The organism is Aliiroseovarius sp., assembly GCF_030148435.1.
In the GTDB taxonomy this organism is placed as follows: Bacteria; Pseudomonadota; Alphaproteobacteria; order Rhodobacterales; family Rhodobacteraceae; genus JASBTN01.
Window position 1 is genome coordinate 26,288 of sequence record NZ_JASBTN010000043.1, and the last position, 16,591, is coordinate 42,878.

A 16,591-nucleotide genomic window follows, 5' to 3' on the forward strand; every position below is an offset into this window, starting at 1 on the left:
GCGTCAGCCACCATCCAGCCCCGGCCCGCCGGTATCCGTCACCAGGCCGATATTGTGGAAACCGCCTGCGTTCAGCGCGCCCATGACCTGGGCGACCAGCTCATAGGGCACCTGCCCGTCGGCGCGCAGGAAGATGCGGTCATCATCCCGCTCCTCGGCGATGGCGCGCAGGCGCGGCACCAGGTCCGTGATGGTGATCGCGGTGGTCTGCAACATCACCTCGCCTTCGGCGGTAATGGTCACGGTGAGGGGCTCCTCGTCCGGCGTCGGCAGAGTGGTGGCCGCCGTTTTCGGCAGCTCCACCGGCACGCCCACGGTCATCAGTGGGGCGGCCACCATGAAGATGATAAGAAGCACCAGCATGACATCGACGAAGGGGGTGATGTTGATCTCGCCCATCAGCCTGCGGTGCTTGCCGCGCCGACGGCCCCGGCGGGCGCGTCGCACGGCCTGTTGTTGAACCGCGCCACCCATCTCAGCTGTCCAACTGGCGGCTGAGGATGGTGGCGAATTCGTCGGCGAAGGCCTCGTAGCTGGCCAGGATATTGTCACTGTCCGAAGTGAGCTTGTTGTAGAAGATCAAGGCCGGGATCGCGGCCAGAAGCCCCAGCCCGGTCGCCATCAGCGCCTCGGCAATGCCGGGCGCAACCACGGCCAGGTTGGTATTCTGCTGCTGGGCGATCTCGATGAAGGCGTTCATGATGCCCCAGACCGTGCCAAAAAGCCCGACGAAGGGCGCCGTGGCCGCGACCGTGGCCAGGAAGGACAGCCCGTTGTTCAGGTTCTCGCCCTCCTTGGCGATGGCCACATCCATCGAGCGGTCGATCCGCGCCTGGGCGTTGGCAATCAGCCCGCCATCCTCGCGGTGACTTCGGCGCCATTCGAGCATGCCCGAGGCAAACACTTTCTGCGCCGCCCCGTCCGGGGCCGGGCCGATCTGGTCGAAAAGCTCATCCAGCGGCTCGCCCGACCAGAAACTGCGGTCAAACGCCGACGCTTCGCGCTTGGCCGCGCGGTACTGGATGAATTTCGTGACGATGATGGCCCAGGACCAGAAGGAGGCGATGATCAGGAGGATCATCACCAGTTTGACCATCAGTGTCGCGCGAAGGAACAGCGCAAGGAAGGAGAAATCGATCTCCGCCGCCGCTGCAAGCGTTTCCGTTTCCATGTTTCTGCCTCTATACCGCCACCTCTTCTGGGCAGCTCTATTGCGCTGAATCTAGCGCAGATTCACGGGGAAAGGCAACAAAAGCGCGACATCGGCGGAGATTTGTCTGCCAAGAGTGGGAATTTGGGCGGATATTTGCCGTGGGGAACTGGTCCGGGCGGGGGTGAACGAGGGTCATGAGACCCCTCCGGGACAAGAGGGCCGCACAGGGCAAGGACCACTGCGGAGAATTCTTCAAGTGCCCGGATACAGGGGACGGCGAGCTGGTCCGCGGCTTGCCCCTAATGAACCGACTGGCGCAGAAGCGCCGGCAGGCGCGCCGGCTGGCCGGTCACGGTCAGGCACACGATCGTCACAACCGCTTCGAACAGCACCTCGTCGCCACGGCGCACCACCTGGTCCAGCACCAGCCGCGCACCGGTCATCTGGCCGGTGGAGGTCGTCACGGTCAGCTCGTCATCGAACCGCGCTGGAGCGAGGTAGTCGGCTTCCACCCGGCGCACCGCAAAGATCAGCCCGTCGGCGCGCATCTCTCCCTGGTCGATACCCATCCGGCGCACCCAATCCGACCGCGCCCGTTCGATATAGCGCAGGTAGTTGGCGTAAAAGACGATCCCGGCCATGTCGGTGTCTTCGTAATAGACGCGGATGGGGAATGTATGCATGGGGGGCCTTTCTGTCTGCTCGTGTGGGCACCCTAGCCTTCCAGAGGATACTGCGCCAAGACCTCATGTCGCGCACCCTCCGGGTGGAGGTGGGAGGCGTAGAGCGCAAAGTGGCCGACCTCGAAGGGCGGCAGGCGGGTGGCGGCTTCGGATTGCAGGAAGAGGCCCAGTTTGTCGAGCTGCCCCGGCTCCATGCGGCGCGGGAAACGGGTCAGGGTGACGTGGCCACGAAAACGGCGGCGTGGCAGAGGGATCCCCGCCTGGCCGGCGGCACGCACGAGCTTGCCTTGCAAGGCGTCAGCCCCCGACGCCAGGATCGCCATCAGCGCGGGGGATTTGCCGCCGAAAAGTTCGAGCCCGGAGAGGGTCAGCGTCACCGGCGGGGCGCACATTGCCTCCAGCCCCTCGTGCAGGCGCTCCAGGTCGTCGTGAGTCACCTCGTCCAGAAACGCCAGCGTCAGGTGCAGGTTCTCCTCCGGCACCGGGCGGCCCATGGGCAGGGCATGGGCAAGATCGGCGAGGGTTTCGCGCGTTGCCTCCGGCAGGGGAAGGGCCAGGAAACACCTCACGCAAACCATCCGCCCGTCAGGATCGATGGCCACCAGGGGGTCAGCCCGTCCAAAGCGGCTTCGGTCGGCTGCATCACCCCGCCGCCTGCATCCGCGCAAACAGCCGCAAAGCGTGAGCAGCATCGGCCGCCGCCACCGGCAACACCGGATCATAAGCCGCCGCGATCAGAGCCCCCACGTCCGGCCGCAGCACCGTCTTGCCTCCGTCCGGCCCGTCACCGGGCAGCACCGCCAGCGGGCTCTGCGTGGCAAAGGCCGTATCCGCCCAGGTCAACATCGCCAGAACCGCCTGGGTCAGCGCAATGGTCTCGGCCGGCAGTTTCTCCATGCCGCCCGCCATGCGCACGAATGTGAAACAGGCCTGAATCCCCCCCTGATCGTCGAAACGGAAGCCGCGATATTGGCTGGCCTCCCCCGCCTTCAGGCGCGCCACCAAGGCGGGCAGATCCGGCACCATCTTTTCAAGGTTCGGCACCTCCAGCAGCTCGTCCCACTCGCGGAAAAAGAACAGCATCAGGTTCGCACCCAGCTCCGCATCGGTCTCGGCCATCTTGTGGCCGGCGAGCGCAACCACCGCCTCGATCGCGCCCTTGACGGTCTGAAGCGTCGCCTCTTCAACGCCGAAGACCACCGGCACGATCGGCCGCCCCCAGCGGGCAAAACCATAGCTGCCGTCGCCCCGGGTGAAATGAGCCTGGATGTCGTCAGGTGTCATGTCGCTTTCATCTTTCCCAAATATCCCCGCCGGAGGCCTGGCGGTCGCTTGCGGGCGCCTTTGCCCGACAGCACATTCGAAGAATGTGAGGGAGGGCATAAAATCCAAATCGCCTCCGCGCAAGGCCCTGCCCCTGTCCGAGGCGGCTTTGCCCCCGGCCACGCCCCCGGTTGCGCCCCGGTTACGCCTCCGGGCCTCAGCCGTCGAACAGCTGCCCCTGCCCCGGTGCGCGCGGGGCCTCCAGCCCGAGGTGCCGCCAGGCCTTCTGCGCCAGCATGCGCCCGCGCGGGGTGCGCTGGATCAGGCCCTGTTGCAGCAGGTAGGGCTCGATCACCTCTTCCAGCGCGTCGCGGCTTTCCGACAGCGCGGCCGAGAGGGTTTCGATCCCGACCGGGCCGCCGCCATAATGGTCCGCCATCAGCTTCATGTAGCGCCGGTCGGCCCCGTCCAGACCCAGGTGATCCACCCCGAGCCGTGTCAGCGCGTTGTCCGCCAGATCGCGGGTAATGCGCCCGTCGCCATCGACAATGGCGAAATCGAGCACCCGGCGCAAAAGCCGCCCGGCGATGCGCGGCGTGCCACGAGACCGGCGCGCAATCTCGCGCGCGCCTTCGTCATCGGCCGGCGCGCCCAGCTTGGTTGCGTTCTTGGTGACGATCTGGTGCAGCTCGTCCTCGGTATAGAATTGCAACCTCGTCGGGATGCCAAACCGGTCGCGCAGCGGCGTGGTCAGAAGCCCCAGCCGGGTGGTCGCGCCCACCAGGGTAAAGGGCTGCAGCTCGATCCGAACCGTGCGCGCGGCAGGCCCCTCGCCGATCACCAGGTCAAGCTCGAAATCCTCCATCGCCGGGTAGAGCACTTCCTCGACAACCGGGTTCAGCCGGTGGATCTCGTCGATGAACAGCACGTCATTGCGTTCCATATTGGTCAGGATCGCCGCCAGATCCCCCGCCTTGGCCAGCACAGGGCCCGAGGTCATGCGGAAGTTCACCCCCAGTTCGCGCGCCATGATCTGCGCCAGCGTCGTCTTGCCCAGGCCGGGCGGGCCGTGGAACAGAGCATGGTCCATCGCCTCGCCGCGCTGACGCGCGCTTTCGATGAAGACGCGCAGGTTCGCCCGCGCCTCGGCCTGGCCGATGAAATCGGACAGCTGCTTTGGCCGCAGGGCGCGGTCGGCGTCTTCCGGGCGCGGCTCCGGTCGCAGGGTGGGATCGGATCCGGTCATGGCTTAGCCTTTCGGTGCCAGTAGTTTCAGCGCCTCGCGGATCAGCGTGGGCGTGTCGGCGTCCGGGCTGTCGCCCAGCGCCTGCACCACCGCCGAGGCCGCATCCGATGGGCTGTAGCCGAGGTTGCCCAGGGCCGAGAGGGCTTCGCTCTGCGCCGCTGCATTTGCGGCGGGTTGCGGTGGGGTCCTGCGTTCGGGCGCGGGGGCGGGCGTGTCTTCGATCACTTCGGCCGGGTCGGCGCTCAGGTCGCCGCCACCGGCCATCGCCATCACCGAGGGCGCCTTGTCCTTCAGTTCGATCACCACCCGCTGGGCGGTTTTCGGCCCGACCCCCTTGGCCGCTTTCAGCGCGGTCCAGTCGCCCAGCGCAATCGCCCGGCTGACCCCATCCGCCCCCAACGCGCCCAGGATCGACATCGAGGCCTTGGCACCGATGCCCTGCACCGACATGAGCAGCCGATGCCATTCCTTTTCCACAAGCGAGGTAAAGCCGAAGAGCTGCAGGTTGGTTTCCTGCACAAGAAGGTCGGTATAGAGCGCCACCGCCTCTCCCGCCGGCGGGAGTGCCACCATGGTCCGGTCGGAAACAAAAACCAGGTAGCCCACGCCGCGCACATCGATCAGCACGTGATCGAGCGCCTTGTAATCGACCCGCCCCGCAATCCGTCCGATCATCACACCGCCCTCTTCAAGGCCGCTTCGAGCGATCCGCCCGAGCGCGCGTAATAGGCATGACACAGCGCCACGGCGAGGGCATCGGCGGCATCCGGCCCGGCAATCTCGCAGCCCGGCAGTTGCAGCCGCACCATATGATCGACCTGCCGCTTGTCCGCATGGCCCACGCCGACCACGGTCTTCTTGACCTTGTTGGGGGCGTATTCGCCGACGCTCAGCCCGGCCTGGGCCGGAACCAGAAGGGCAATGCCGCGGGCCTGACCGAGCTTCAGCGTACCGACGCCGTCCTTGTTGACGAAAGTCTGCTCCACCGCCGCGGAGTCGGGCTGGTACTGCGTCAGCACATCTGTGAGCTGTTCATGCAGGGACAGAAGACGTTCCGGCAGTTCCGTGCCAACCGAATGCACCACCCCGTTGGCCACATGGGTCATGCGCACGCCATCGGTGTCGATTACGCCCCAGCCCATGTTTCGAAGCCCGGGATCGATTCCCAATACCCGCATGTTGCGCCCCTGCTCTTGTTGCTTTTCCGGCACAGTTAGCACGAAACGCGAACATTCGCCAGTTCTTAAAAGATTTTTCACCGAAATGAAGCGGTGATGAAACTGTTCCGTTTTCGCCTTGGCATGGAATGAAAACGACACTTCCGCCACGTTCGAAAGCCGTTTGCGACACCGGGATGTCGCTTTTTTTCTGCGATGCAGAAACTGCATAAGAGACATGCAATTCCAGCGCTTGTGTGCCCGAATTTTTGGCCCTAATTGGCCAATTATGCAATGACGCATGGGCCAGTCTACTCAGAAAAGGACACTGCAATGGCTGCTTTCGAAACGACCCGCCTGACGGTTGACGGTCTCTCCTTCGGGGGCCGTCTGTCCGAGACCATCGCCAATATGTTCGGCACCATCGCCGCGTGGAACGACGCGCGCATGACCCGCAACGCCCTGGCGAAGCTGTCGGATCGCGAACTCGACGACATCGGGCTTACCCGCTCGGATATCGACGCGATCCACTGAACGCGACAAAGCAAACGGGCCGCCCGATCCGGGCGACCCGCGTGACTGGCCCCCGCTGATTTGCGGGGGTTTTGCTTTTTCAGGGGCACGTGCAGGTGCAGTTTCAGGGGCGCGGCCTGCCCTTCCCCCCAAAAAAAAAGACCGGCCGCCTCCGCGTCGGAAACGGCCGGTCCGGTCACGCTGTGGCCAGGGTTTACTTCAATCCCAGCGCCACGAAACGCGGATCGCCCTGGCGGCGGACCAGGAGCAGGATCGACTTGCGCCCACCGGCACGGGCATCCTTCAGGCGGCCCTCGAATTCGGCAATCGTTCCGACTTTCTCCTGCCCGGCCTCGACGATCACGTCACCGGCGCGCAGCCCCTTGGCGAAGGCTTCGCTGTCCTCGGCCAGTTGCATCACGACCAGGCCCTGTTCGCCCGGGTTCAACCCCAGCTCGGCCCGCAGATCGTCGTTCATCTCGGCCAGATCGAGCCCCAGCAGCGACTTGCGCATCGGCCCCTCCGGTTCGACCTGGGAACCTTCGTTGGAGCGGCTGGCCAGCGCCTCTTCCCGGCGTCCCAGGACCACTTTCAGCGTCTGGGTCTCACCGTCGCGCAGCACCATGACCCGCACGCTCTTGCCGACGGGGGCGTTGCCCACCTGACGCACCAGATCGCGGGTGTCGGCCACGTCCGCACCGTCAAAGGAGAGGATCACGTCATTGACCTCCATGCCGGCCTCTCGGGCCGGGCCTTCAGGCACGTCGGTGACGAGAGCACCGACCGTGTTTTCCAGCCCCATCGCCTCGGCGATATCGTCGGAGAGGTCCTGGATCGAGACCCCAAGCCAGCCGCGGCGGGTCTCGCCGAAATCCTTGAGCTGGCCGATCACGCGCTCGACCACGGCCGAAGACATGGCAAACCCGATGCCGATGGAGCCGCCATTGGGCGACAGGATCGCGGTGTTCACGCCGATCACCTGGCCGTCCATGTTGAACAGCGGACCACCCGAGTTGCCCCGGTTGATGGCCGCATCGGTCTGGATATAGTCGTCATAGGTCCCCGACAGCTCGCGGTTGCGCGCCGAAACGATCCCGGCCGAGGCGGAAAAACCCTGCCCCAGGGGGTTGCCTACGGCCATGACCCAGTCGCCAACGCGCATGATGTCGCTGTCGCCGAAGGGCACATAGGCCAGCGGCGCGTCGCTTTCGACCTTCAAAAGCGCGAGGTCGGTGTTCGCGTCGGTGCCCACCACCGTGGCGGGAAGCTCTCCCTGGCCATTGTAGAATTCGATCAGGATCTCATCGGCGCCTTCGATCACGTGGTTGTTTGTGACGATGAACCCGTCTTCGGAGATGACGAAACCCGAGCCCAGCGCCTGGCTGCGGCGCCGGCGTTCGCGGTCGGGGCCGTTGCCCTGGCCGTCGCGGTCCAGAAAGTCGCGGAAGAAATCCTCGAAGGGCGAGCCCTCGGGCACCATCTGGCCACCACCACCCGGCTGGGCGACCATGGTCGAGGTGGTGATGTTCACCACCGCGGGGCTGACTTTTTCGGCAAGGTCGGCGAAGCTTTCGGGCACGCCGCGCGCCCGGGCCTGCATGGCCGAGGCCAGGACCAGGGCCACGCCCATGACCAGGGCGACAAAGGCGTGCATCGTCCTTCGGGACGGGTTCGGGATGGATAGTGCCTGCGGTGTCACGCGGTCCTCCTTCGACTGTTCTTGCGGGGAAATCGCCCCGGGGTCTGCTGACAGTCTCTAGATAGGAAGGCGTTTCTGCAACGCAAACTTGCGCAAATTGCACCTCACCGCTTTGTGATGGGGGGACGGGGGCCCCGGCAGAGCCGGCCGACCGGTTCAGCCTTTCGAAATCCAGACCAGGACCAGCCCCAGCGCAAGGGCACCCAGGCCCAGGGCCCGGCGCCGGTCGCGGGTCATTTCGGCCATCATCTGAACCAGTTCGTCCAGACGCGAAGGGGCCAGTGCGAACACCAGCCCCTCGATGATCAGTACCAGGCCAAGGCCCAGGAGGATCGTTTCAAGCATCTTTCGCCCGTTACTCGACAGTTGCCGACTTCAGGTAGTCGAAGAACTCGCTGTCCGGCGAGATCACCAGGGTCGAGTTCTCGCCCAGCAGCGACTGCTCATAGGCCGCCAGCGAGCGATAGAACGCGAAGAACTCCGGGTCGCGGCCGAAGGCCTCGGCGAAGATCGCGTTGCGGCGGGCATCCGCTTCACCGCGAATGATCTCGGCCTGCTTGGTCGCCTCCGAGGTGGTCTCGACCACGGTCCGGTCCGCCCCCGCGCGCACACGTTGCGCGGCCTCGCGGCCCCGGGCGCGTTCGTCCTCGGCCTCCCGCTGACGCTCGGCGCGCATACGTTCGAAGGTCGCGGCCAGGTTCTGCGCGGGAAGGTCGGCGCGCTTGATGCGCACGTCGACGACCTCGATCCCCAGGCTTGCGGACTGGATGCGGGCCTGGTCACGGATCTGGTTCATCAGCGCAACACGGTCGGCGGACAGGACCGCCCCCGAATCCACGCCACCCAGAACCTCACGCAGCTCGGCGTTCAGGATGCGCTCCAGCCGCGAACGGGCGCCATTGATGCCGCTGGCCCCCACCGCGCGGCGGAACTGGACCGGATCCTTGATCCGCCAGCGGGCGAAAGCATCGACCACAAGGCGGCGATCATCGGCCGGGGTGACTTCCAGCGGATCGGTGTCCAGCGCCAGAATGCGATCGTCATACTTGACGATCTCGTGCAGCACCGGAATGCGGAAGTTCAGGCCCGGCTCTTCGATCACGGCCGTGACCTCACCGAACCACAGGCGCAGGGCCTTTTCACGTTCGTCGACGATGTAGATCGAGTTGACCAGGGCGACCAGCGCCACGACCACCACGCCGATCAGGAATTGGGAACGTCGCATCAGTTGGTCCTCCCGGTATTGGGGGTGCGCAGTTCATTCAGCGGCAGATAGGGCACGATGCCATCCGTGCCGCCGGCACCTTCGTCGATGATGATCTTGTCCACGCTGCCCAGAACACGCTCCAGAGTCTCCAGGTACAGACGTTTGCGCGTCACATCCTGCGCCTTGGCATATTCGTCATAGACGGCGATGAAACGCGCGGCTTCACCTTCGGCCTCGTTGACGACCTGGGCGCGGTAGGCTTCGGCCTCTTCCAGCAACTGGGCGGCCTCACCCCGGGCCCCGGCAACGACCCGGTTCGCGTAGGCGTCCGCCTGTTTCTCCAGCGTGTCGCGTTCCTGTTCGGCGGCCTGCACTTCACGGAAGTCGTCGATGACCTCACGCGGCGGGTCGGCACGGTCGAAGTTCACGCGCACGATGTTCACGCCGCTCTCGTAGCTGTCCAGAGTGGCCTGGATCAATTCCCCGAGCTCCTGGGCAATCGCGCCCCGGTCACGGTTCAGGATCGGCGCCAGGTTCGACCGCGCGATAATCTCGCGCATGGCCGATTCAGACACCGCCTTGATGGTGCCTTCCGGTTCGGCCAGGTTGAAGACGAAATCCTCGACATTCGAGATGTTCCAGACCACCTGGAAATCGATGTCGACGATGTTTTCATCCCCGGTCAGCATCAGCCCCTCGGCCGAGCCCACGCCGATATCTTCCACGTTCTCGCGGGTCACGGCATAGATTTCCTTGGTCACGACCGGCCAGGGGGCGAAATTCAGACCCTCCTGCCCGACACCGAATCGTTCACCGAACAGAAGCTCGATCGACTGTTCCGACGTATCGACCCGGTAAAAGCTGGCAAAGACCCAGACCGCCGCGGCCGCCAGGATCACCAGCGCAATCGAGCCACGCCCGAAGCTGGGCATTCCGCCGCCGCCCTGGCCACCGCCACCGCGCCGGGCGTTCCCGCCCTTGCCGCCCATGAGCACGCGCAGCTGCTCCTGGCCTTTCTTCATCAGTTCGTCGATCTCGGGGATCTGCGGGCCGTCGTCGCCGGGGCGCTTGCCGCCCCCGCCCCGATTGGGGCCCTGCCCGTCCCCGGACCCGCCCGAGCCGCGGTTGCCACCGCCGCCCCAGGGTCCGCCATTGTCACTGGCCATGTGCTCCTGTCCTTTCAAACATACGGATATGCTGTGGAAAATGGCCCCACAGCGTGGATAATTCAACCCGATAGGGACCGTTCAGTCCCGGCGGGTCGGAGTTTTCATCAACACGATCTCTTCCGACATGGTCGGATGCACCGCCACGGTGCGGTCGAAATCCTCCTTGGTGGCACCCATCTTTACCGCCACGGCGGCAAGCTGGATCATTTCGCCCGCCCCGTCCGCCACGATGTGGCAGCCCAGAACCTTCTGCGTTGCCTGGCTGACGATCAGCTTGAACAGAACGCGTTCATTCACGCCGATGAAACTTTTCTGCATCGGCCGGAAGGCGGCGCAGTAGACGTCGATCGGCTCCTGGTCGCGCGCCTGTTCCTCGCTCAGGCCCACGGTGCCGTATTCCGGCTGGGTAAAGACGGCGGAGGCGACATTCTCGTGGTCGGGCTTGGTCGGGTTGCCGTTGAACACGGTCTCGACAAAGGCCGCCCCTTCGCGGATCGCCACCGGGGTCAGGTTGATCCGGTCGGTCACGTCGCCCACCGCGTAGATCGAAGGCACCGAGGTCTGGCTGTAGTCATCCACAAGGATCTCGCCCTTGCGACCCAGCTTGACGCCCGCCTCCTCCAGGCCCAGCCCGTCCGAGTTCGGCACACGACCAGTGGCAAAGAGCACCTGGTCGAAAATGTCCTCGCGCCCGTCAGTGCCCTTGACCCAGATGCGGTCACGACCATTTTCGGCGCAACGCTCCATGCGCTCGACCTCCAGCCCGACATGCAGGTCGACGCCACGGTCGCGGATATGTTCGGCCAGAAAACCGCGCACCTCGTCGTCAAAACCGCGCAGAATCTGCGCACCGCGGTACCATTGTGCGGTATGGGCGCCCAACCCGTTGAAAATGCAGGCGAATTCACAAGCGATATAGCCGCCGCCGACAATCAGAATTCGCTCGGGGAAGGCGTCCAGGTCGAACACCTCGTTCGAGGTAATGCCCAGTTCGGCCGCGCCCGGGGTCCCGGGCAGGAAGGGGCGGCCGCCGGTGGCGACCAGGATGTGCTTGGCGGTGAAACTCTCGCCGGTCGACAGCTCGACCGTGTGCGGATCCCTGATGGTGGCGCGGGCGTCGAAGATATCGGCACCGGCCCCACCCAGGTTCTTGCGGTAGATGCCTTCGAGCCGCTCCAGCTCCCTGTGCAGCATCGGCCGGAACCGGGACCAGTTGAAGGTGCCGCCTTCGTAGTCCCAGCCATAGGCGCGCGCAGCTTCGCTGGCCGGGCCATAACCCGACGCGAATACCATCAGCTTCTTGGGCACACAGCCGCGAATGACGCAGGTGCCACCCATGCGGAATTCCTCGGCCAGTCCGACCCTGGCCCCGGTCTGCGCCGCCACGCGCCCCGCGCGCACCCCGCCCGAGCCGCCGCCAATCACGAAAAGATCATAGTCGAATGCCATCTTGCCTGCCTTTCATGGGCTTTTCCGGGCCGCGCAACGGCCAGATCAAATTTCCGGTCAGATGTAGTGGCTTTGGGGCGGCAGGGGAAGGGCACTTGCGGCGCTCAAAGAAACGTGATTGCCTAAATGTCAGACAATTGGGAGGCCCGCCTTGACCAACGCACCGTCGCTGTTTGCCCCGCTGACCCTGCCCTGTGGGGTCACGTTGAAGAACCGGATCGCCAAATCCGCCATGTCCGATTCCCTCGGGGATGGCACCGGCCACCCGACCGAGGCCCAGATGCGGCTCTATTCCCGTTGGGCCGAGGGCGGGCTGGCCCTGTCGATCATCGGCGAGGTGCAGGGCGTGCCGGGATATATCGAGAAACCGGGCAATCTGCTGCTGGACCCGGCCTCTGACATGGACAGGTTTCGCGAATTGGCCCGGTTGGGCGGCGCGAATGAAACCGGACTGTGGCTGCAACTGGGCCACGCGGGGGCGCTGGCCTACGCCCCCACCAGCCGACCGAAGGGCCCCAGTGCCCTGGACCTTCCGGGGCTGCACTGCGAGGCGCTGAGCCGGGACGAGATTGCCGCCCTGCCCGGCGAATTCGCCCGCACCGCGCGACTGGCCAGGGAAGCCGGCTTCGGGGGTGTGCAGGTCCACGCGGCCCATGGTTTCGTATTGAGCCAGTTCCTGTCGCCCCTGTTCAACCAACGCGAAGACGCTTACGGCGGGTCGATCGAAAACCGGATGCGGCTGCTCGTGCAGGTCATCGACGCGGTCCGGGCCGCGGTTGGGTCCAGGTTTCCGATTGCGGTGAAACTTAATTCCTCGGACCAGTTGGAAGGTGGCTTTGCCGAAGGCGAGGCCCTCAAGGTGATCGGCGCATTGGACGCGACCTCGGTCGACCTGATCGACATCAGCGGCGGCACCTATTTCCCCGGCGCCAAATCCGCGTCGGACAGCGCCGGTCGCGGTCCCTATTTCCTGGATTTCGCGCGCCGGGCCCGGGCCGTGACCACAAAACCGCTGATGGCGACCGGCGGGTTCAAGACACGCGCTCAGGCGGACAAGGCGGTCTCCAGCGGCGCGGTGGACATGGTCGGCCTGGCCCGCGCCCTTGTCCTGGAGCCCGACCTGCCCAACCTGTGGCAGGCGGATCGCGTGCCGGAACCGGCCTTCCCGCGCTTCATCGAAACGCCCGAGGGCGGCGTGACCGCCTGGTACACCATGCGGATGACCGAGATCGCCGAGAACCGGGTAAACGGCACCTTTGCCGGGAAGATCGACCTGTCAGATGCGATGGCGGACTACGACGCGCGCGACGCAGAACGGACGAAAATCTGGCTCAGCCACTTCTCCTGAGCCATTACCGGCTCAGATATCCGCGAACAGGTTGTCCGTATCGACGAACTCGATCCGATCTTCCTCGTGGGTGCCTTCGTTGATGTCCGTCACCTCGACCTTTCCGTCGCCATGGCCGACGACGACCACGTCACAGATATCGATGAACAGGCCGTTTTCCACCACACCGGGGATCTGGTTCAGCACCAGCGAGAGCTGGCGCGGATTGCCGATGCGCTGCAGGTGCAGGTCGACAATGTGATTGCCCTCGTCGGTGACGAAGGCCGCATCGCCGTTCATGCGCAGGGTCGAGCGCCGGCCAAGCACATCCATGCTGACCAGCATTTCCTCCAGCAACGCCTTGGTTGTCTGCCAGCCGAAGGGAACAACTTCGACCGGCAGCGGAAAGGCCCCCAGTTTCTCGACCTGTTTGGTGGGGTCGGCGATGACCACCATCTGGTCCGAGGCCGTGGCGACGATCTTTTCCTGCAACAGCGCCCCGCCGCCACCCTTGATGAGGCAGAGGTCGGCGTCATATTCATCGGTCCCGTCAATGGTCAGGTCGAGCCAGCGTGCCTCGTCCAGGCTGACCACGTGGATGCCGACCTGGCGGGCCAGTTCCGCCGTCCGGGTCGAGGTCGGCACACCGGAGATCTTCAGCCCTTCCTCGCGGATACGCTCGCCCAGGCAGCGCACCATCCAGGCGGCGGTCGAACCGGTGCCGAGCCCTACGCGCATGCCGTCCTCGACGAAATCCACCGCGCGTTTGGCGGCAACGAACTTGGCGGTATCGATGGGTGACAATTCCCCGGACATTGCAGCGCTCCCTGTTACGTACCCGGGACTTATAGGAAAGATGTGCGGCCCATGCGAGGGGGCGGACGATTTTTACCTGAAAAAAGCTCGGGGGGGGGGCGCACGCCGCTGGTGGGTCGCTTGCGCCCGTTGCCCAGGGTGGCAAGGTCGCCTTCGAACCCTGCGACGACGCCCATGGCGCAGCCATTCCCAGCCTGCCCGCCAAACTGAGAGGGACAGAAAGGAGCCCGCCATGTACCGCCTGCACTATGCCCCCGACAACGCTTCGCTGATCATCCGCCTGGTGCTGGAGGAAATGGACCTGCCATATCGCACGGTCCTTGTGGACCGTTCCGTCACTGCCCAACACAGCGCGGCCTATCTCAGGATCAACCCGATGGGCATGATCCCCGCGCTGGAGACCCCGGACGGTCCGATGTTCGAGACCGCCGCGATCCTCTTGTGGCTGGCGGACAAATACGGGCTCATGGCGCCCCTGCCCGGTACGCCCGAGCGCGCGCCCTTCCTCTCCTGGCTCGTCGCAATATCGACCGGGTTGCAGATGGAGCTGCGCCAGCTTTCCTACCCCGAGAGATACGCAGGCGACGACACCGAAAGCCACGCCGCCAAGGTCCGTGCGCGCCTGATCCGCATGCTGGACCGGCTCGAAGCGCTTGCCGGCGACGGGCATGGCTGGTTCGCGGGCGACAGGATGACGGTGCTCGACATCTACGTCACCGTATTGTTGCGCTGGCACGGGCTCTATCCGCGCGGGGGCACGGATTGGTTCGTCCTGGGCACCTGGCCCAGGCTGCAGGCGCTCTGCGCCGCCGTCGAACGCCGCCCCTCGATGCAGAGCGCAATCGAGGCCGAAGGGCTCGGCCCCTCCCCCCTGACCGCGCCGCGCTACGCCACGCCGAAAGAGGGAACCGCACTCTGACCGGCCGCTCCGGGCGGCCTGCCTCTTGTCGCATGGACATCCGCCCCCAGATACCTGAGCATATGGCTCGGAGTTACGAGTCGCGCGAACGGAGACCGATGGGCAGGCTGATCTATATCGTTTTGGGCTGGTGCGCCGTGGCGCTGGGGCTGGTGGGGGTGATCCTGCCGGTGCTGCCGACCACGCCCTTCCTGCTGGTCGCCGCCTTCGCCTTCGGCAAGGGCAGCCCCGAGGCGCGGGCCTGGCTGATCGAACACGCCCATTTCGGCCCGGCGATCCGCAACTGGGAAGAAAACGGCGCGATTTCGCGCGGGGCCAAGGTTCTGGCCTGTTCGATGATGGCGCTGGTGCTGGGCGCCAGCCTGATCCTGGGCGCGGCCTTGTGGGTGATTGCCCTGCAGGTTGTGGCGATGGGGTCCGGGGCCGCCTTCATCCTGACCCGGCCCGACGGCATGACCCGCTGAACGCCCCCTCCCCGACCTCGCCGCCTCCACGCATGCGCCCCCCCTTGGGCACCACCGACGATGCTACCCCACAAAACGTCGCTTTCTGCATGACACGCCGCGCCGCTTTGCCGCAGGCTAAGGGAAGACGCACGCGAGGTATGCCCATGTTCCTGTCCGTATTCGACATGTTCAAGGTTGGGGTCGGTCCCAGCTCCTCCCACACGATGGGACCGATGGTGGCCGCCGGCCGGTTCCTGGACCTGTTGCGCGCCTCGCCCTTCGAGGTCGCGGGGCTGCGCGCCTCGCTGCACGGCTCGCTGGCCTGGACCGGCGTGGGCCACGCCACGGATCGCGCCACCGTCCTGGGCCTCGCGGGCTTCCTGCCCGACAGCTATGACGCCGAGGCCGCGGAGGCGGCGCTTGCCGCGATCGCGGCGACCGGCACCGTTACCCCCGAAGGACTGCCCGAGCTGGCCTTCCAGCCCGAGCATCACCTGGTCTTCGACTACGACCACCCGCTGCCCCGCCATGCCAACGGCATGCGGCTGATGGCGGTGGACGCCCAGGGCGACGTGGTGGTGCAGGAAACCTATTATTCCATCGGCGGCGGATTCGTCGTGACCGAAGCCGAACAGGCCGCCGAGCCGCAGATGGATGCCAAAGACGCCGCCACCCACCCCTACCCGTTCGAGAGCGCCCAGCAGATGCTGGCCATGGCCAAGTCCTCGGGCAAGACGATCGCCGAGATGAAACGCGCCAACGAGCTGGAACATCGCGGTCCCGGATCGCTGGCCGAGGGGATCGACAGGATCTGGCAGGTGATGGACGCCTGTATCGAACGCGGGTTGGCGGGCGACGGCATCCTGCCCGGCGGGCTGAATGTGAAGCGCCGCGCGCGCAAGATCCATCAGGAACTGCTGGCCGAACGGGGCCTGAACCTGGGCGCACCGCATACGATCAACGACTGGATGAGCGTCTATGCCATGGCAGTCAACGAAGAGAACGCCGCCGGTGGACAGGTCGTCACCGCCCCCACCAACGGGGCAGCGGGCGTGCTGCCTGCGGTGCTGAAATACTGGTTGAACCACGTGCCCGGCGCCGTGCCCTCGCGCATTCCCGAGTTTATGCTGACCGCTTCGGCCATTGGCGGGATCGTCAAGCATAATGCGTCGATCTCGGGCGCCGAAGCGGGCTGCCAGGCCGAGGTCGGGTCAGCCAGCGCCATGGCCGCCGCCGGGCTGACCGCTGTCATGGGCGGCTCGCCCGAACAGGTGGAAAACGCCGCCGAGATCGCGCTGGAACACCACCTGGGCCTGACCTGCGACCCGGTGAAGGGGCTGGTGCAGGTGCCCTGTATCGAACGCAACGGGCTGGGCGCGATCAAGGCCGTGTCCGCTGCCTCTCTGGCGCTGCGCGGCGACGGCTCCCACCTGGTGCCGCTCGATGCCTGCATCCGCACCATGTTCGAGACCGGCCAGGACATGCACGAGAAATACAAGGAAACCTCGCTGGGCGGGCTGGCGGTGAACGTGCCCAACTGCTGA

Annotated in this window: 19 protein-coding genes; 5 read left to right on the forward strand and 14 right to left on the reverse strand. The window is 65.6% G+C overall.

Annotated elements, in window-relative coordinates; translation table 11 throughout:
* Nucleotides 1-3 precede the first annotated feature (3 nt).
* From tolR to ruvC, 8 genes are all read right to left on the reverse strand, one after another.
* Nucleotides 4-474, reverse strand: a complete 471-nt coding sequence (tolR, locus tag Q1V43_RS07915) for a protein TolR (RefSeq protein ID WP_300516210.1) — start codon at nt 472-474, stop codon at nt 4-6.
* 1 nt (nt 475) lies between these two features.
* Nucleotides 476-1,171 carry a protein TolQ gene (gene tolQ / locus Q1V43_RS07920; RefSeq protein WP_300516212.1) on the reverse strand — a complete coding sequence of 232 codons (696 nt, stop codon included), beginning with the start codon at nt 1,169-1,171 and terminating at the stop codon, nt 476-478.
* 281 nt (nt 1,172-1,452) lie between these two features.
* Nucleotides 1,453-1,836: a tol-pal system-associated acyl-CoA thioesterase gene (ybgC, locus tag Q1V43_RS07925; protein WP_300516214.1), complete on the reverse strand. Its 384-nt coding sequence runs from the start codon at nt 1,834-1,836 to the stop codon at nt 1,453-1,455.
* 32 nt (nt 1,837-1,868) lie between these two features.
* On the reverse strand, nt 1,869-2,414 hold the full coding sequence (thpR, locus tag Q1V43_RS07930) for an RNA 2',3'-cyclic phosphodiesterase (protein WP_300516217.1): 546 nt from the start codon (nt 2,412-2,414) through the stop codon (nt 1,869-1,871).
* A gap of 64 nt (nt 2,415-2,478) precedes the next feature.
* Nucleotides 2,479-3,120 carry a hypothetical protein gene (locus tag Q1V43_RS07935; protein ID WP_300516220.1) on the reverse strand — a complete coding sequence of 214 codons (642 nt, stop codon included), beginning with the start codon at nt 3,118-3,120 and terminating at the stop codon, nt 2,479-2,481.
* 196 nt (nt 3,121-3,316) lie between these two features.
* Nucleotides 3,317-4,345: a Holliday junction branch migration DNA helicase RuvB gene (gene ruvB / locus Q1V43_RS07940; RefSeq protein ID WP_300516223.1), complete on the reverse strand. Its 1,029-nt coding sequence runs from the start codon at nt 4,343-4,345 to the stop codon at nt 3,317-3,319.
* 3 nt (nt 4,346-4,348) lie between these two features.
* Nucleotides 4,349-5,020, reverse strand: a complete 672-nt coding sequence (gene ruvA, locus Q1V43_RS07945) for a Holliday junction branch migration protein RuvA (RefSeq protein ID WP_300516226.1) — start codon at nt 5,018-5,020, stop codon at nt 4,349-4,351.
* Nucleotides 5,020-5,523, reverse strand: coding sequence for a crossover junction endodeoxyribonuclease RuvC (gene ruvC / locus Q1V43_RS07950; RefSeq protein ID WP_300516229.1), 504 nt, complete (start codon nt 5,521-5,523; stop codon nt 5,020-5,022). The genes ruvA and ruvC overlap by 1 nt, the downstream gene beginning before the upstream one ends.
* Before the next feature lie 312 nt (nt 5,524-5,835).
* On the opposite strand from ruvC, the gene Q1V43_RS07955 reads away from it, so the two are divergent.
* The gene (locus Q1V43_RS07955; protein ID WP_300516232.1) at nt 5,836-6,036 is read left to right on the forward strand and encodes a DUF1127 domain-containing protein; all 201 of its coding nucleotides are present in this window, start codon (nt 5,836-5,838) and stop codon (nt 6,034-6,036) included.
* A 193-nt stretch (nt 6,037-6,229) separates the two neighbouring features.
* Here the strand turns inward: Q1V43_RS07955 and Q1V43_RS07960 are convergent, their stop codons facing one another.
* From Q1V43_RS07960 to gor, 5 genes are all read right to left on the reverse strand, one after another.
* A complete protein-coding gene (locus Q1V43_RS07960) occupies nt 6,230-7,669 on the reverse strand; it encodes a Do family serine endopeptidase (RefSeq protein ID WP_300516341.1) in 1,440 nt (479 codons plus the stop codon).
* Between the two features lie 201 nt (nt 7,670-7,870).
* Nucleotides 7,871-8,059 (reverse strand): DUF2065 family protein, encoded by a 189-nt coding sequence (locus tag Q1V43_RS07965; protein ID WP_300516235.1) that lies wholly within the window; start codon nt 8,057-8,059, stop codon nt 7,871-7,873.
* Nucleotides 8,060-8,069: 10 nt separating this feature from the next.
* Complete coding sequence (gene hflC / locus Q1V43_RS07970) at nt 8,070-8,939, reverse strand: protease modulator HflC (protein WP_300516238.1); 870 nt, start codon at nt 8,937-8,939, stop codon at nt 8,070-8,072.
* On the reverse strand, nt 8,939-10,087 hold the full coding sequence (hflK, locus tag Q1V43_RS07975) for an FtsH protease activity modulator HflK (protein WP_300516240.1): 1,149 nt from the start codon (nt 10,085-10,087) through the stop codon (nt 8,939-8,941). The genes hflC and hflK overlap by 1 nt, the downstream gene beginning before the upstream one ends.
* An 81-nt stretch (nt 10,088-10,168) precedes the next feature.
* Nucleotides 10,169-11,539, reverse strand: a complete 1,371-nt coding sequence (gene gor / locus Q1V43_RS07980) for a glutathione-disulfide reductase (RefSeq protein ID WP_300516242.1) — start codon at nt 11,537-11,539, stop codon at nt 10,169-10,171.
* A gap of 151 nt (nt 11,540-11,690) precedes the next feature.
* Between gor and Q1V43_RS07985 the strand changes: the two genes are divergently transcribed.
* A complete protein-coding gene (locus tag Q1V43_RS07985) occupies nt 11,691-12,887 on the forward strand; it encodes an NADH:flavin oxidoreductase/NADH oxidase family protein (RefSeq protein ID WP_300516245.1) in 1,197 nt (398 codons plus the stop codon).
* Nucleotides 12,888-12,899: 12 nt separating this feature from the next.
* Here the strand turns inward: Q1V43_RS07985 and rpiA are convergent, their stop codons facing one another.
* Nucleotides 12,900-13,682, reverse strand: a complete 783-nt coding sequence (gene rpiA, locus Q1V43_RS07990; protein WP_300516247.1) for a ribose-5-phosphate isomerase RpiA — start codon at nt 13,680-13,682, stop codon at nt 12,900-12,902.
* 232 nt (nt 13,683-13,914) lie between these two features.
* Here rpiA and Q1V43_RS07995 point away from each other — a divergent pair, with 232 nt between their 5' ends.
* The 3 genes from Q1V43_RS07995 to Q1V43_RS08005 all read left to right on the forward strand — a co-directional run bounded on the left by Q1V43_RS07995 (nt 13,915) and on the right by Q1V43_RS08005 (nt 16,591).
* A complete protein-coding gene (locus Q1V43_RS07995) occupies nt 13,915-14,601 on the forward strand; it encodes a glutathione S-transferase family protein (protein ID WP_300516249.1) in 687 nt (228 codons plus the stop codon).
* Nucleotides 14,602-14,633: 32 nt separating this feature from the next.
* Nucleotides 14,634-15,065, forward strand: coding sequence for a YbaN family protein (locus Q1V43_RS08000; protein WP_300516251.1), 432 nt, complete (start codon nt 14,634-14,636; stop codon nt 15,063-15,065).
* A 146-nt stretch (nt 15,066-15,211) separates the two neighbouring features.
* The gene (locus Q1V43_RS08005; protein WP_300516256.1) at nt 15,212-16,591 is read left to right on the forward strand and encodes an L-serine ammonia-lyase; all 1,380 of its coding nucleotides are present in this window, start codon (nt 15,212-15,214) and stop codon (nt 16,589-16,591) included.

Coding starts and splice junctions, on each gene's coding strand:
- Q1V43_RS07955 (WP_300516232.1), top strand. CDS start 5,836: ATGGCTGCTTTCGAAACGACCCGCCTGACGGTTGACGGTCTCTCCTTC.
- ruvB (WP_300516223.1), bottom strand. CDS start 4,345: ATGACCGGATCCGATCCCACCCTGCGACCGGAGCCGCGCCCGGAAGAC.
- tolR (WP_300516210.1), bottom strand. CDS start 474: ATGGGTGGCGCGGTTCAACAACAGGCCGTGCGACGCGCCCGCCGGGGC.
- rpiA (WP_300516247.1), bottom strand. CDS start 13,682: ATGTCCGGGGAATTGTCACCCATCGATACCGCCAAGTTCGTTGCCGCC.
- ybgC (WP_300516214.1), bottom strand. CDS start 1,836: ATGCATACATTCCCCATCCGCGTCTATTACGAAGACACCGACATGGCC.
- Q1V43_RS07960 (WP_300516341.1), bottom strand. CDS start 7,669: ATGCACGCCTTTGTCGCCCTGGTCATGGGCGTGGCCCTGGTCCTGGCC.
- tolQ (WP_300516212.1), bottom strand. CDS start 1,171: ATGGAAACGGAAACGCTTGCAGCGGCGGCGGAGATCGATTTCTCCTTC.
- Q1V43_RS08005 (WP_300516256.1), top strand. CDS start 15,212: ATGTTCCTGTCCGTATTCGACATGTTCAAGGTTGGGGTCGGTCCCAGC.
- hflK (WP_300516240.1), bottom strand. CDS start 10,087: ATGGCCAGTGACAATGGCGGACCCTGGGGCGGCGGTGGCAACCGCGGC.
- Q1V43_RS07995 (WP_300516249.1), top strand. CDS start 13,915: ATGTACCGCCTGCACTATGCCCCCGACAACGCTTCGCTGATCATCCGC.
- gor (WP_300516242.1), bottom strand. CDS start 11,539: ATGGCATTCGACTATGATCTTTTCGTGATTGGCGGCGGCTCGGGCGGG.
- hflC (WP_300516238.1), bottom strand. CDS start 8,939: ATGCGACGTTCCCAATTCCTGATCGGCGTGGTGGTCGTGGCGCTGGTC.
- Q1V43_RS07935 (WP_300516220.1), bottom strand. CDS start 3,120: ATGACACCTGACGACATCCAGGCTCATTTCACCCGGGGCGACGGCAGC.
- ruvC (WP_300516229.1), bottom strand. CDS start 5,523: ATGCGGGTATTGGGAATCGATCCCGGGCTTCGAAACATGGGCTGGGGC.
- ruvA (WP_300516226.1), bottom strand. CDS start 5,020: ATGATCGGACGGATTGCGGGGCGGGTCGATTACAAGGCGCTCGATCAC.
- Q1V43_RS07965 (WP_300516235.1), bottom strand. CDS start 8,059: ATGCTTGAAACGATCCTCCTGGGCCTTGGCCTGGTACTGATCATCGAG.
- thpR (WP_300516217.1), bottom strand. CDS start 2,414: ATGGTTTGCGTGAGGTGTTTCCTGGCCCTTCCCCTGCCGGAGGCAACG.
- Q1V43_RS08000 (WP_300516251.1), top strand. CDS start 14,634: ATGGACATCCGCCCCCAGATACCTGAGCATATGGCTCGGAGTTACGAG.